Here is a 15260-nt window from a genome sequence, read left to right as displayed (position 1 = left end):
CTCAATCCCTGTTTCCCTTGTACCGGAAAGGAAGAAAACAATGGGAGAAAAGAAGAAAAAGTTTAGTTTGATGAGTGCAATCTTATCCGTTATCTGTGTCGTATTCGTGGCAGAGGCAGCGGCGCCGGTTGCGGCGATCGGAAATTCACAGTTTTTTTGGTGGATCTTCCTATTAATCGCGTTCCTTTTGCCATACGGTTTGATTTCTTCAGAGTTAGGAACGACCTATATTGGTGACGGCGGTATCTATGACTGGGTTACCCAAGCATTTGGACACCGTTGGGGCTCGCGGGTATCTTGGTATTATTGGATCAATTATCCTTTATGGCTGGCTTCATTAGCAGTTGTTTGTCCCGATCTATTGACAACAATCACAGGGATCGAATTTTCGACAATCCCGGCTATTTTGATCGAGTTGGTCTTTATTTGGGTAATCGTTTGGATTAGTTTTTATCCAGTTGCAGACAGTGTGTGGATTTTGAATGGCGCGGCTGTAATTAAGATGCTTTTGGCAATCTTGATCGGTGCTTTAGGGCTATACACGTTTGCGACAAAGGGTGCAGCGAATGAGTTCACATTATCATCAATGCTGCCAAGCTTTGACCTGAACAGCTTATCCTTTATTTCGGTTATCATATTTAACTTATTAGGTTTTGAGGTTATTTGTACCTTTGCGGATGACATGGAAAATCCGAAAAAACAAATCCCACAATCAATCATTGCTGGTGGTTTAGTGATCGCAGCGATCTACATCTTCTCAGCATTCGGGATTGGTGTGGCAATTCCAACGGAGCAAATCAGTACCGGTAGCGGTTTGATGGACAGCTTTAAACTATTGACGGGCTCAACTGGTGGCTGGTTCATCATCGCAATGGCCTTCCTGTTCTTGCTGACACTGTTCGGCAACATGATTTCTTGGTCATTAGGTGTTAATAATACCGCTTGCTACGCAGCTGAAAACGGCGATATGCCGAAAATTTTCGCTAAACGCGGTGGAAAAGATGAAATGCCAATTGGGGCAGCAATCATGAATGGGATCGTTGCTACCGTTGTCGTTGTCATCGCGCCAATTTTACCAAATCAGGATCTATTCTGGGCCTTCTTCTCATTGAACCTAGTAATGTTCTTGATGTCGTATGTTCCAGTTTTTCCAGCATTCTACAAATTACGCAAAATCGATCCAGATACACCGCGACCATTCAGAGTTGGCGGGAGCGATGGCTTGTTGAAAGTTTTAGTGGCGCTGCCAATGATTATGATCGTAATTTCATTGATCTTCACAGCATTACCGTTACAATTCGATGCGGAAACATTAAGTCAACAACTACCGATTACGATCGGAGCTGTCGTCTTCACCTTATTTGGTGAAGCGATTATATGGGTGAAAAAAATCAAGAAAGAAGGAGTAATTTACAATGGCGAAGAGAATCGAAAAGACAACACCGAAACAAGACGGGTTTAGAATGCCTGGGGAATACGAACCACAAGAAAAAGTTTGGATGATTTGGCCTGAGCGTCCAGATAACTGGCGTGATGGAGGGAAACCAGCACAAGAAGCGTTTACTGAAGTGGCAAAAGCCATCAGTAAATTTACACCAATGAATGTAGTGGTTTCACAACAACAATTCCAAAACTGTCGTCGTCAATTACCAGACGATATCACTGTCTATGAAATGTCTAATGACGATGCATGGATTCGCGACTGCGGCCCAAGCTTCGTGATCAACGACAAAGGTGAATTGCGCGGTGTTGACTGGGGTTTCAATGCTTGGGGCGGACTTGTTGACGGGTTGTATTTCCCATGGGATCAAGATGATTTAGTTGCTCAAAAAATCTGTGAAATCGAACATGTCGATTCTTACCGGACAGATGATTTCATTTTAGAAGGCGGTTCTTTCCACGTTGATGGCGAAGGCACTGTATTGACGACTGAAATGTGTTTGTTGAGTGAAGGTCGTAATCCGCACATGAGCAAAGAAGAAATCGAACAAAAATTGTGCGATTATTTAAACTGTGAAAAAGTACTTTGGTTAGGGGACGGGATCGATCCAGAGGAAACAAACGGTCACGTGGATGACGTAGCCTGCTTCGTTCGTCCGGGTGAAGTGGCTTGTATCTATACTGAAGATGAAAATAGTCCATTCTATGAAGCCGCGCAAGCAGCTTACAAGCGTTTGGTTGATATGACGGATGCGAAAGGCCGCAAACTAAAAGTTCATAAAATCTGCTGCCCAATCGAAAACGTTCAAATCGATGGCAACTTCAAGATTGATTATGTAGAAGGAACAATGCCGCGTGAAGATGGCGACATCTGTATCGCTTCTTACATGAACTTCTTGATTACGAACAATGGGGTAATCGTACCGCAATACGGCGACAAGAATGATGCTTTAGCATTAGAACAATTAGAAATGATCTTCCCAGATAAAGAAATCGTGGGCGTAAATACAGTAGAAGTTGTTTATGGTGGCGGAAATATTCATTGTATCACCCAACAACAACCGAAAAGATAAGGGGGATACAAATGTCAAAAATCGTTATCGCGCTTGGAGGAAACGCCCTTGGCAATTCTGCCAATGAGCAGCTGACTAAAGCCGAATTAGCAGCAAAATCAATCGCTAATCTAATCACCGCTGGACATCAAGTCGTGATTGCTCACGGAAACGGTCCACAGGTCGGAAAAATCCGTTTGGCTTTTGAAGAAACCAGCAAATCAGCGGAAGATACAATGCCGTTTCCAGAATGTACTGCGATGAGCCAAGGCTATATCGGCTATCACTTGCAGCAAGCTATTGATGAAGAGTTGGTTTCACGCGGATTAAACGATATTCCAGTTGTGTCGATGCTGACACAGGTTGTGGTTGATCCAAAAGATCCAGCATTTGCGAATCCGACAAAACCGATCGGCGGGTATTACACTGAAGAAGAAGCCAAAAAACTGATGGATGAAAGCGACGATGTTTATGTCGAAGACGCAGGTCGCGGTTGGCGACGTGTCGTACCTTCACCAAAACCAGTCGATATCTATGAAAAAATTAGCTTACAAACCTTAGTCGACGCGGGGCAAGTCGTGATCGCCTGTGGTGGAGGAGGCATTCCGGTGATTTACGAAGGCACGCGTTACAAAGGTGTAGATGCCGTGATTGATAAGGATTTTGCTGCAGCGAAAATGGCTGCATTGATCGATGCCGATGTCTTCATTATCCTAACAGCCGTAGATCATGTCTTCGTCAACTTTGGCAAGCCTGATCAAAAAGCGTTGGAAACAACGTCTGTAACAGATATGAAGCAATACATCAGCGAAGACCAATTCGCGCCAGGTAGTATGCTGCCAAAAGTGGAAGCAGCTATCGACTTCGCCGAATCAAAAGCCGGCCGTCGTGCGATCATTGCTTCATTGGAAAAAGCTTCAGAAACACTGGATGGAAACAGCGGAACAACCGTACAGATGTAATAAAACGGCTCATGTCTTTCTCAATTTGAAAAAGACATGAGTTTTTTGACATTTTTAAAATGATATAATGGGGAAAAAGCGATTGGAGCAAATCATTGAAGGATTCTACGATTGAACGCGTTTGGAGTATAATTTTGGGATTAGGATTAGGAACTCTTTTCATAATTTTGAATATTTTTCTTAATATGAGCTTTACTACTGCTCAAGCGATTGATTGGAGCAAAGGTAGGATGTTTGCTAATTTGTTCTGTTGTCTTCTAGCTGTTGTGAGTGTATGGATATTGCTTTTTGCCCTTAAAAAAATAAGTGGTATTACTTTCAAGCTAGATTCTTTTTCCAAAAAAAGTTTAGTGACCATTTTTTTTGGCTTAGTAATCTATCGTTTACTTACCATACTGTGTTTTCATTTTATGATGCAAAAGGGAATGAGTACTACGATTAATGATCAAATGTTAAATCAATCCTTCAAGGGAGTTCCTCTGTTTGTAGTAGTTTTTATTTACGGTTTTTGCACACCTATTATGGAGGAGATGGCTTTTCGAGGTGGGATAATTGGACTTGTCTTCAAAAAAAATCAAATGCTCGGAATACTTTTTTCAAGCATTCTTTTTAGTGCGCTGCATAATCCTTCAGAAGTATTTAGTTGGATCATTTATGGTGGTTTTGCGCTGATAGTTGGATATGCTTATAGTAAAACCAAAGAGCTTGGCGTTCCCGTTGCTATTCACATACTCAACAATGTCATTGGTATAGTAGGGCTGCTTCTGCATTAGCACATCTACTTTATCTAGTCATGAGTAGTTTATTGATTACCAATTGTTAGAGGAATGTTCATCCTAAAATTGAACCGGTTCAAAAATATTCTTGAAATCTATTGTAATTCTTGAAATCGTTTGCTATTATTCTTTTTTGAACCGGTTCAAAAATGAATAATAGGGAGTTTTATTATGAATCTTGTAGACAAGCTATCGGAAAAATTATTGCCCATTGTGTCAAAAATCAATAATCAGCGCCATCTCTTAGCCATTCGTGATGCCTTTATCATTACTATGCCGCTTGTAATGGCTGCCTCTTTTATGGTCTTATTAAATGCTTTAATTTTTTCTAATGCAGCAGTGCAAAAAATTATTGATTTGAGCATTTTATCCGAATTAGCGGTGATCGTTAATAATGGGACAATGAGTATTCTAGCGGTAATTGTTTGCTACAATATCGGCGTAAATTTAGCCAATTATTATATCAAGACAAAGGCCATTGATGATCCTGCTTTTAATGCTGTTCACGCGGGTGTCTTAAGCTTAGCAACGATGTTCATTTTGATGCCAGTTAACACATTGGTTACACTGACAGATGGTACAACGGCTGAAGTGGGAGGCGTTTTTTCTCAGGAATTGACTTCTAGTTCAGGTTTAGCTACAGCCATGATTTGTGCATTATTAAGTACCGAGTTGTTCGTCCGATTCGCAAAATTTAAAAAATTTAAGATCAAAATGCCAGACGGCGTGCCGCCTGCAGTAGCGACGTCATTCAATTCGCTAGTTCCTGAAGTGCTAGTCATTTTAATTTTTGGAACGTTTGTTTTCGTCTTAAATAAAGCGACTGGCATGAATGTACCTGATTTAATTAACTTAGCGATCCAGACACCATTAAAGGGCTTTGTATTATCCGTTCCAGGGATGCTGTTCATCCAATTCTTCTCTGATTTTCTATGGGTATTCGGAATGCATGGTTCTAGCATTTTGGCTCCCATTAAACAGGCACCGATGCTGCAATCGATCGAAGAAAACATGCTGGCGTTTCAAAATCATGAAGCCATTCCCAATATTATTACCGAACCTTTTGCGAATGCTTTTGGTTTGATTGGCGGCGGCGGATGTATTCTTCCATTAGTGATTGCCATTCTGTGGGTTTCTAGACGGAAAGATCAGCGCCAAGTAGCCAAGCTTGGCTTAACGACCTGTATGTTTAATATTACGGAACCGGTAATGTTTGGGCTTCCTGTCGTAATGAATCCAATCTTCATGATTCCATGTGCGATAATCCCTTCGATTAATTTGATTATTGCTTATTTCGCGACAAGTATTGGGTTGGTAGGCAAGACGGTAGCAGCAGCGCCTTGGATTACACCACCGGTTATCCAATCATTCATTGCGACTGGTGGAAATGTAATGGCCAGTGTACTAACGATCTTATTGATTGTACTGGATGTATTTCTATTTATGCCATTTGTGATCGCTTCAAATAAGGAAGCGCAAATGAGAGGAGAAGAGTTACTTGGGTAATTATCCTTACCAAAATCCTGAACGAACGATTCGAGAACGTGTTCGTGACCTTTTAGATCGAATGAGCTTGGAAGAAAAAGTCGGCCAAGTGAATCAGCATCTTTATGGCTGGGAGTGCTATGAAAAACAATCGGATGATCAAATTCTATTCACAGACAAATTCAAAGAGCACGTGAAATGGGGGGGCGGCATAGGCGCGTTGTACGGACTGTTTCGTGCTGATCCCTGGTCTAAGGTTGGGTTTGAAAATGGCATTGCTCCAGAAAAAAGCTGGAAACTAGTTAATCAAATACAGGAATACGTGATCAGTCAATCACGTTGGAATATTCCTGCATTGATTGTCGAAGAGTGCCCCCATGGACATCAAGGATTGGGTGGAGTTTCCTATCCGACAAATATTGGACGGGGAAATAGCTTTAATTCTGAACTTATCAAGCAGTCAAGTCAGTTGATGGCACGGGAATTGGCGGCTAAAGGGGTCCATTTGGCCCTTGTTTCAACATTGGATTTAGTTAAGGACCCGCGTTGGGGACGCTCTGAAGAATGCTTTGGGGAAGATCCAATTTTAGCTTCGAAGATGAGCGAGGCAGTTGTAGCAGGATTTCAAGGAGACTTGATTTCTGAAGAAGCCAGTTATTTAGACCAAACGGTTGCTGAAATCAATCGCCGACCAGAGCAAATCGGCGTGGTGTTGAAGCATTGCATTGCTCAGGGGGAAGCGTTAGGCGGACATAATTCTGGAACGGTGACGATTGGAAATCGGGAGTTCAACGACGTTTATTTGCCGCTGCTAGCGAGTACTCGTAACGCAATGGGTGTCATGGCTGCGTACAATGATGTGGACGGAGTGCCTTGTCATATCAATGGTCAGCTATTCCAAAAAACACTGCGAGAACAGCTAGGCTATCAAGGGATCGTCATGGCGGATGGCATTGCGTTAGACCGATTGCAGGATGTTTTTGCTGACAAAGTGAACAGTGCGAACGCTGCCTTAAAAGCTGGTGTGGATTTGAGTCTTTGGGATGAGACCTATTTAACAATTGCGGAAGGTGTAAATACTCACATTATTTCGGAAGAAAATTTGAATGAAGCCTGCGCTCGTGTATTAGGAATCAAATTTTTATTAGGTCTGTTTGATGATCCATTCATCAAGGACCCGAGTAAAACATTTTCTAAACTCATTTCTGAATCGAAGGCACTAAATTTGAAAACAGCGGAAGAATCATTGACCTTACTCAAAAACAATGGAATTTTACCTTTGCAGCAGTCAATGAAAAAAATCGCGGTAGTGGGACCAAACGCGGATAATATTTATGCGCTGTTAGGGGATTACTCCGCACCTCAGACTTCTGATATGCAGAAGCAAACTATTTTCCGCGAAATCCAAAAAGCTTTTGCCGCGACGGAAGTCGTTTACGCGGAAGGCTGTGAGGTTCGTAACAAGCAAAACCAGCAGGAAAAAATCAACACTGCGGTCGCTGCCTGTCAGGATGCAGAGGGAATCGTTTTAGTTCTAGGTGGTTCAAGCGCGCGTAATTTTGATATGGAATTTTTGAACAATGGAGCGGTATCCTCTAAGGGAATCAATATGGATTCCGGAGAAAACGTTGACGTTGCTTCATTAACTTTGGGCGGTCAGCAGTTGGCACTTCTAAAAAAGCTACATGAGCTGGGAAAACCGATCGTGACAGTTCTGATTCAAGGCCGAACCTATGATATTCAAGAAGTTGAGAAGCTTTCTGATGCGGTGTTAGTTGGCTGGTTCCCGGGGCAAGAAGGTGGCGCAGCCATTGCTCGAACCCTACAAGGAATAAACAATCCAAGTGGGCGACTTAGTGTCAGCTACCCGCGGAATACAGAACAATTGCCCGTCTACTATTATCAAAGAGCCGCATCAAAAAAAGATGACTACTACGACGAACCTGGTTCTCCGTTGCATGAATTTGGTTATGGGCTCAGCTATACGAGTTTTTCTTACGAGAACTTGCAAGTCAACACAGAGTCTGACAAAATAATCATAAGTCTTACTGTAAGAAATGACGGAGAAGTTGCTGGGAAAGAATCAGTCCTGTTGTTTGTTCGATTGTTCGGTGGATCAGTCATTCAACGCCACAAACAACTGAAAGAGTTTATTAAAATCGAATTGGCACCGCGTGAAACAACCGAGGTCACCTTTAGATTGCCAAAAAAAGCCCTTTGTTACACCGATTTGGATCAAGTGTATAAACAAGCGGATGGGTGTCGAGTGATGGTGAAACATCTTTCAGAAGAAATTTATTTTGCTGACTAGCGGTTAAACTCCAGTCTACTTTCATGCAGTATTAACATGAGTAAGAAAGGAAAAATGAGATGTCATCTATTCGGAAAGTTGCGGAATTGGCGGGGGTATCCTTAGGTAGCGTGTCGCGCTATCTCAATGGTCATCAGCTGAAAGAACAGAATATGAAAAAAATCGCGGCTGCCATTAAGGAGCTGGATTATAAAGAGAATATTATCGCCAAAGGACTAAAAAACAATCGTAGTTTTTCTGTGGGCTTTTTGATGAACAGCATCTCTAGTCAATTTGGTGCAGAGGTCGTCAGTGGAATCGAAGAGGTCATGGAGAAACATGGCTACTCTGTTTTATTGAGCGGATTTAAGGGCGATGTCTCTCTGGTGGATCAAAAGATTGACTATTTAATCCAACATGCAGTGGATGGTTTAATTGTTTTCATGTCCGAACAAGATTGGGATGGAATGGAGCGTTTAGCTGAATTACCTATTCCCGTATTAACGATTAACAGTCCTGTGAAACTTCCTGGTGTTGATCGTGTTCAGGTGGACGATCGAAAAAGTGTCCGCAAGGTAGTAGAACAGTTCGTTCACGAAGGGCACACACAAATCGGTATTTTAGCTGCTCCGCAAAATGACTATGTAGCGAGAGAGCGATTATTGGGTGCCAAGCAAGCGGTTGAGCAACACTCTGATGTTTCTTTGGTGATTGAATATGGGGATTATTCACGAATCAGCGGCTATCTGGGTAGCGAAAAATTGCTGAAACAGGATATTACCGCACTAATTGTGACAAACTACAATATGATGACAGGCGTTCTGGAGTATTTACAGCACTCTAAACTTTCTGAACAAAAAAAGCTCAGTTTAGCTCATTATGATTACACAAGTGAGATGGCTGAATTATTGGCAGACCGAATTATTATAAAAGCGCCAACAAAAGAAATTGGCCAACGTTCTGCGCAAATGCTGTTGGATCGTATGAATGAAGAGCAGCCCTCGGAAGGGAAAAACGAGATTATCGAGAATGAGATTTTTGGCCTTTAACAACCAATCAATGGTATTTAGGATGGCGATTCATGCTGAAATGAATCGCTATTTCTAAGAAATAAATCAATTTTAGTCAGCGTTAAGATATGAACGAACTAAATAAAATAGAAACTGAATAAGGAGATACATGATGCTTCAATTTCCAAAAGATTTTTTATGGGGTGCTGCCACAAGTGCACCTCAATCAGAAGGTGCTGCAAGTAAGGATGGAAAGAGTCCGACAACTTGGGACAAGTGGTTTGAAATGGAGCCTGAGCTTTTTTATGATCAGGTTGGTCCAGAAAATACTTCAAACGTATATGCGTTGTACAAAGAAGAAGTTGCAAATATGAAGGCGATGAAGTTGAATTCTTATCGCACATCCATTGCTTGGGCGCGATTGCTGCCGGATGGTAAAACACTTAATCCCAAAGCGGTGACCTTTTACCGCTCTTATTTTCAAGAGCTTGTAGCGAATGGGATCGAGCCGATCATTAATTTATTCCATTTCGACATGCCTTGGTGGCTGATGGAAAAGGGTGGTTGGGAAGTAAGAGAATCAACTGATCATTTTGCCAATTATGCAAGTGTTGCTTTCGAACAGTTCGGTGACATCGTAAAAAAATGGGTCACATTCAATGAGCCGCTGGTACACATCGAATGTGGGTACTACGGGGATGCTCATTGGCCAAAGGTTCGAGACTTTAAACGTGCCTTACAAGTTGGCTATCATACAATGCTGGCCCATGCTAAAGCAGTGGAAGCTTTTCGACTTTCACGCTACAATGATGGGAAAATCGGGATCATTTTGAACTTGTCGCCTGTCTATCCCAAAAGTGATTCGCAAGAAGATGTTGAAGCGGCTAAATGGGCTGATCATATTTATATTCGCAGCTTTTTAGACTGTGCAGTTAAAGGATATTTTTCCGAGGAGTTTGTTCAAAAATTGAAAGCTTCGGATTTATCACCTGAAACGAATGAAGGGGATAAAACAATCTTCAAAAACAACACGGTGGACTTTATCGGCTGCAATTATTATCAGCCGCTGAGAGTACAAGCCGTTTCAGAGGAAAAGAAAGTTGAAACAATAAATGGTCCTCACGATTTATTCCAAGGGTATGATTGGCCTCAAAAACGAGTGAATCCTCATCGTGGCTGGGAAATCTATCCACGTGGGATTTATGACATTGCGATGCGGCTAAAAAATGATTATGAAGAAATCCCTTGGTACATTTCCGAAAATGGAATGGGGGTTTCGCAAGAAGAGTCCTTTGAGGATGCGGATGGAATCATTCAAGATGACTATCGAATCACATTCATTCAAGACCACTTGGAAGAGCTGCATCGGGCAATTTCTGAAGGAGCGAATTGCTTTGGTTATCATCTATGGACATTTTCAGATTGCTGGAGTTGGTTGAATGCGTTTAAAAATCGTTACGGATTTTACCGTGTGGATTTGGCGAATGACTATAAAAGAACTCCTAAAAAATCAAGTTTCTGGATGTCTGAAGTCATCGAAAGAAATGGTTTTGAAAAGTGACCGTTGCTTGGAGCAAAATGAAAAATACCGACTGCTCGGATGTCTGAGCAGTCGGTATTTTTCATTATCTTGGTAATGTTGATTTTGGGATTTGAAGTAACAGCGTTTCCACATCTCTTGATATCAATCGCTGCATGCTTTCTTTATACTGACTTAAATCCAAAGACGCTACCTTCTCCTGTATTAACGGGATTAATTCGGGTTTGGCATGCGCCAAATGAATTAAATAAGGAATGCATTGGCGAACGACTGGGGCTTTGGGATCGTCTAGGACCGCCAAAATTTCATCGAGATGTGCTTCGATATTTTTTTGCGAATCCCAGCGTGCGTTGATCATAAAAAATTTGAAGGCACGTCCACGGCCGCAGGATCGATCTGCGGTGAGGGCAGGAAGAAACACCTCCAGATTACCCGCGTAGATTGGTTCTGCGATACATTCAGCTTCTAATTGTTTGAAAGCGGCCATAGCTTCTTTTGTGTCCTTTGATATCAATAGTTCTAATACATCCTTCATGATTTCGCTCCTTTTCAAGTCTTCTAACATTAACTATAGCAAAAACAGTCGCCAATTTGGCGACTGTTTATTAATCTCTATCTCTTTCTTTTTCAACCTGCTTTTTCAGATCATTGATTTGCTTATCTAGGTCTTTACTTTGATTTTTTGTGTCATTGATCTGATCTTTGACCGCATTCAACGCTGAGTCACGTGCCGCTTTTTCATGAGCATATTCGGCTTCCTTATTACGGTAAACGTTCGTATACTGGTCAGAAAGCGTACCACCGGAAGGCTCGACCTGTTGAACGAGGGCGAAAACCTGCTGGGCGTACTGATCAAAGGTTTGCCAGTTATCCTGAGAATCGGTCACGATGATCTCAAATTGACTGAGAGTATCGATTCGATCAGAGATCAGCTGGTTGCTGAAGGTTGTAGCTTCTTCCACCATCGGCGTACTCAGCTTGGCGGCGGTCAATTCATTGGCCTTCTGTTTCGCCAATGTATCAATATTAGCCGTTGCTGTTTGTAGTGCATTTTGTCGAGTAGCTAAGACTTGCTTTGTTTGACTTGAACGAGTGACTAGCTGTCCGCCAACTTTTTGTACAGAAGACGGCATTTGGAAATCAACATCTTCTTTGCCATTATTCAAAAGATCCATCGTTTGCTTGAAGATCTCTTTGGTAGCTTGACCAACACTAGTGTTGTCTTGCGGCTGCGGTGTATCATCACCGGCCCATACAGCTACCGTGTAATGGGGAGTGGCACCGACTGTCCATAAATCCTTCGCTTCATCGGTTGTCCCGGTCTTGACTGCCCAATATTGATTGTGTGCCAAGGTCAAGCCAGCGGCTGTTCCGTCCGCATTTTGATGGACAGCTTTCATCGTGTCGATTGTTAAATAAGCCGCATCGTCGCTGTAAATTTTCTGTTGGGCAAGGTCGTTCTGAGAAAATACCTCTTGACCATTATCCTTGCGCTTGATAGTTTGGATGTTCATCGGTGCGCGGTAATTTCCCTGATTTACTAAAGTCGCGATTCCGCTAGCCATTTCCTGCGTTGTTGCTCCGTAGGTCATTCCACCGACAGCGATAATAGGATTGTCATCTTCCACATCCAAACCTGTAAATTGCATTTGGGCAAGTGGCTGGTAGACGGGTTCCTTCAATTCGTTGCGGTTTTCATCCGCTAATTTATAAGCTACGACGTTAGAGGAAACCGCCAGAGCGTTTCTCAATGTTAAATTCCCTTTAGAGCTATTATAAACATTATTTGGATACGTATTATTCGGACGATCATCTGAGACCGCACTGGTTTCCAATAATCCCCGTTCATATGCTGGGGCATAGGACACCAGCGGCTTGATCGCTGAACCAGGCTGACGGTAGGAAAGGAAAGCGCGGTTGTAATGATTGCCATCCTCACCGCGGCCGCCGATACTGGCTACCACATCGCCTGTTTGATTATCGATCACGGTCATCGCCGCCTGTTTCGTATAAAAATTATTGTCACCGCCGCGATCCTGCCACGCATTCATGACATTGCTGACAATTCCCTGCAATTGATCGTGCAGTCCCGTGTCAATGTTGGTGCTAATCTGATAGCCGCCGGATAGAATCCGTTGGTAGACTTTGTTATAAGCCGTTTGATATTCTTTGTTGTAGCGATCTTCCTCTTCCTTCGAATCAAATTGGTATTGGAAGCGGAAGTCCTGCTGGCCCATCAGAATTTTTGTTGTCGAATCAACTGCCAAAGCAACCTCGTTATTGTCTAATTGATTGTTCAAAGCGTTGCTGTGAATCTTAGCGGTAAAGTCATCTGCCACCGCTTTATCGTATTGCTCCTTTGTGATGTAACCTTGGGCGTTCATTTCCTTTAGGATCAATTTTGCCCGCTTCAACGCATTTTTCTTGTTGGTCGTTGGATCAAAGATGCCAGGATTGTTAGTTACCCCTACCAGAGTCGCTTTTTCTAAAAGGCTGGTATCGTTGATGGATTTACCAAAATAGACTTTCGCTGCGGCATTGATCCCATAGGCGCCGTGACCGAAATAAACGTTATTCAAGTAGTATTCCAAGATTTGATGCTTCGTAAATTTCTTTTCTAATGACTGAGCCATGACCATCTCTTCGATTTTACGAGAAATCGAGACTTCCGGTGTCAAATAGATATTTTTCACCAGCTGCTGGGTGATGGTAGAAGCTCCGCGAACCCCGCGACCTGTCGCTGCATTTAGCGCAACAGTCAGTAATCCTTGCGTGTCGACGCCGTTATGTTCATAAAAACGTTTGTCTTCAATAGAGATCAGTGCTTGGGATACTAATGGGTCCATCTTGTCATACGTCAAATAATCGCGTTCCTGTGTTTTCAGTTCCTTAATGACCTGCCCATTTTTATCCAAGATCGTTGTAGGATGGTACTGCTTGAAGTCGCTCTCTTGGATCTTTGCCGCATGTTCCTCGCCCGCATCGATCGCGGCGGTAACTTCTTTTCCGTATTTTTGGAAAAAGAAAATCGTTCCAGCAATCACCATCAACAGCATCACTGCAAGTACACTTAGCGAAATCTTGGTTGATTTTGCCAGCTTTTTGCGTGGTTCTTTTGTCTCTGCTGTTCGGTCTTTCTTTTCTTTTTTTCTTTGATGTCGTTCTTGTCTCTTTGCCATATCCGCCTATCCTTATAAAATCATTTCTTCTAGTGTAATAGAAAATGACAAGAATAACTATCATAATCATATTTTTCCAAGAAAAATTTAGATTATTTCATAAAAATAGGCTAGTATTCATCAGAAATACTTGACGCTCGCTTAATTAGTCGCCACAATAAGTAAGAGAAGAGGTGACCCATGAACACATCAAAAAAATGGTTGATCTTTTGGGGCGTGCTGGCTGCTTTATTTGTCGGGATTTTTGGCGTTGTCCTGAGCGGGAACTTTCCACAATTCACGATTCCCTTCAGTGTCTTCGCTAGTGACGATAAAGCCAAAAAGAAAGAAGAATTACCGAAATTAAAAGTATTGGCACTAAGAGATATCAATGATCAAACATTATTAGAAGAACAAACGAAAAAAATTGAAGACTTAAATAAGGAATTTGAAGACAAAAACAATTTTTCCAGTTCGCAGGCGATGGCTTCTGCCATTGAAAAAGTCTATGGACCAGCGAAAAATTCAAAAAATATTTTCGATCTTTATCGAAAAATCTACCCAATGGTGAGTTCGGATGAAAACGGCTTTGTCAGTGTCAGTCTGATTGGCTTTGGTCAGCGTTTAGTCAATGATCAGCCTTTAACGACGCAGCGACAAGTCTGGAGCTTTACAGATACCAGCGGATCCCGTCACGATTATACAGTGAGTCTGCGCTTTGATGGAAATGAATTGGCGGATCTGACCACTGAGGAGGGCAGTGACGTCAAATCAGTCATCACCAAGGATGATACCTATCTGGATAAATCCGCTGATTTTGAGACGGCTTGGACTGAAGTCGTTCGTCGCGGAACGGATACCCAGCTGTATCGGGAAATGAAGAAAGCTGGTATGGATAAGGATCAAACGGAGTTTAAGGCTTTGGAAAAGAGCATTGATATTACTGATCAAAGTGGTTTTTTTGAATTATTCAGAGATACCCGCGGAGATTTGGCTCATGCCTATCTTTCTGGCTTTTACCACACGAATACACCAACGGACGGACAATCGGACTACTATTTCCGCGTGCCGACATCTGAAAAAAATATTGCAGAATTTGTCGTTGTCTATGATCGCCTGCAACAGAAGATCGTTTCGATCAATCGCCAATAATGTTAATGTGTGGTCGATCATTAACGAAAGAAGTAATTGAAAAGAGTAAACACAAAAGGAAGCATCGAAACAATTTGATGCTTCCTTTTTGTATTGTACAGAATGCGATAAAAAACGCTATCTTACTTAAATATCCAAGCATGTTTTATGAGAGGAAGTTGCCAATCAATTTATTAAAGATATTATAAAATATATGGTATTTAGCGACAGTTTTTCGTCATAATTCAAAGATTTTTTTTGAATTTTGATGGATTATAGAAATATATCACAATAATTGTTATATTTGGAGCAACAGGAAAATAACCCAAAAGATCACATTCTTAGAGGTGGGGAAATTGAGAGAGCAATTCCTGTAATTAGACATGTTTATTGGACATGTTCATTTGATAGGGGGT

At 42.0% G+C, this 15260-nt stretch carries 11 protein-coding genes; 9 read left to right on the top strand and 2 right to left on the bottom strand.

Annotated elements, in window-relative coordinates:
• The first annotated feature begins 40 nt into the window (after positions 1-40).
• The 8 genes from E6139_RS18135 to E6139_RS18100 all read left to right on the top strand — a co-directional run bounded on the left by E6139_RS18135 (position 41) and on the right by E6139_RS18100 (position 10576).
• A complete protein-coding gene (locus E6139_RS18135) occupies positions 41-1462 on the top strand; it encodes an APC family permease (RefSeq protein ID WP_316404904.1) in 1422 nt (473 codons plus the stop codon).
• On the top strand, positions 1416-2513 hold the full coding sequence (aguA, locus tag E6139_RS18130) for an agmatine deiminase (protein ID WP_316404902.1): 1098 nt from the start codon (positions 1416-1418) through the stop codon (positions 2511-2513). The genes E6139_RS18135 and aguA overlap by 47 nt, the downstream gene beginning before the upstream one ends.
• A gap of 11 nt (positions 2514-2524) precedes the next feature.
• A complete protein-coding gene (arcC, locus tag E6139_RS18125; RefSeq protein WP_316404900.1) occupies positions 2525-3454 on the top strand; it encodes a carbamate kinase in 930 nt (309 codons plus the stop codon).
• A 95-nt stretch (positions 3455-3549) separates the two neighbouring features.
• Positions 3550-4227: a CPBP family intramembrane glutamic endopeptidase gene (locus E6139_RS18120; protein ID WP_316404898.1), complete on the top strand. Its 678-nt coding sequence runs from the start codon at positions 3550-3552 to the stop codon at positions 4225-4227.
• Between the two features lie 174 nt (positions 4228-4401).
• The gene (locus E6139_RS18115) at positions 4402-5736 is read left to right on the top strand and encodes a PTS sugar transporter subunit IIC (protein WP_316404896.1); all 1335 of its coding nucleotides are present in this window, start codon (positions 4402-4404) and stop codon (positions 5734-5736) included.
• Positions 5729-8026, top strand: a complete 2298-nt coding sequence (locus E6139_RS18110) for a glycoside hydrolase family 3 C-terminal domain-containing protein (RefSeq protein ID WP_316404894.1) — start codon at positions 5729-5731, stop codon at positions 8024-8026. The genes E6139_RS18115 and E6139_RS18110 overlap by 8 nt, the downstream gene beginning before the upstream one ends.
• A 59-nt stretch (positions 8027-8085) precedes the next feature.
• Positions 8086-9054 (top strand): LacI family DNA-binding transcriptional regulator, encoded by a 969-nt coding sequence (locus E6139_RS18105; RefSeq protein WP_316404892.1) that lies wholly within the window; start codon positions 8086-8088, stop codon positions 9052-9054.
• Positions 9055-9187: 133 nt separating this feature from the next.
• Complete coding sequence (locus E6139_RS18100; RefSeq protein ID WP_316404890.1) at positions 9188-10576, top strand: glycoside hydrolase family 1 protein; 1389 nt, start codon at positions 9188-9190, stop codon at positions 10574-10576.
• 64 nt (positions 10577-10640) lie between these two features.
• Here the strand turns inward: E6139_RS18100 and E6139_RS18095 are convergent, their stop codons facing one another.
• Together E6139_RS18095 and E6139_RS18090 are read right to left on the bottom strand one after the other, a co-directional pair.
• Positions 10641-11090, bottom strand: coding sequence for a hypothetical protein (locus E6139_RS18095; RefSeq protein WP_316404888.1), 450 nt, complete (start codon positions 11088-11090; stop codon positions 10641-10643).
• Positions 11091-11160: 70 nt separating this feature from the next.
• A complete protein-coding gene (locus tag E6139_RS18090) occupies positions 11161-13734 on the bottom strand; it encodes a transglycosylase domain-containing protein (protein ID WP_316404887.1) in 2574 nt (857 codons plus the stop codon).
• 180 nt (positions 13735-13914) lie between these two features.
• Here E6139_RS18090 and E6139_RS18085 point away from each other — a divergent pair, with 180 nt between their 5' ends.
• A complete protein-coding gene (locus E6139_RS18085) occupies positions 13915-14865 on the top strand; it encodes a hypothetical protein (protein WP_316404885.1) in 951 nt (316 codons plus the stop codon).
• Positions 14866-15260: the final 395 nt, after the last annotated feature.

It is taken from the genome of Enterococcus sp. (assembly GCF_032555305.1).
Lineage (GTDB): Bacteria > Bacillota > Bacilli > Lactobacillales > Enterococcaceae > Enterococcus_A.
This window is presented reverse-complemented; position numbering and strand designations above follow the sequence as displayed.

Coding starts and splice junctions, on each gene's coding strand:
- E6139_RS18095 (WP_316404888.1), bottom strand. CDS start 11,090: ATGAAGGATGTATTAGAACTATTGATATCAAAGGACACAAAAGAAGCT.
- aguA (WP_316404902.1), top strand. CDS start 1,416: ATGGCGAAGAGAATCGAAAAGACAACACCGAAACAAGACGGGTTTAGA.
- E6139_RS18085 (WP_316404885.1), top strand. CDS start 13,915: ATGAACACATCAAAAAAATGGTTGATCTTTTGGGGCGTGCTGGCTGCT.
- E6139_RS18090 (WP_316404887.1), bottom strand. CDS start 13,734: ATGGCAAAGAGACAAGAACGACATCAAAGAAAAAAAGAAAAGAAAGAC.
- arcC (WP_316404900.1), top strand. CDS start 2,525: ATGTCAAAAATCGTTATCGCGCTTGGAGGAAACGCCCTTGGCAATTCT.
- E6139_RS18105 (WP_316404892.1), top strand. CDS start 8,086: ATGTCATCTATTCGGAAAGTTGCGGAATTGGCGGGGGTATCCTTAGGT.
- E6139_RS18135 (WP_316404904.1), top strand. CDS start 41: ATGGGAGAAAAGAAGAAAAAGTTTAGTTTGATGAGTGCAATCTTATCC.
- E6139_RS18115 (WP_316404896.1), top strand. CDS start 4,402: ATGAATCTTGTAGACAAGCTATCGGAAAAATTATTGCCCATTGTGTCA.
- E6139_RS18100 (WP_316404890.1), top strand. CDS start 9,188: ATGCTTCAATTTCCAAAAGATTTTTTATGGGGTGCTGCCACAAGTGCA.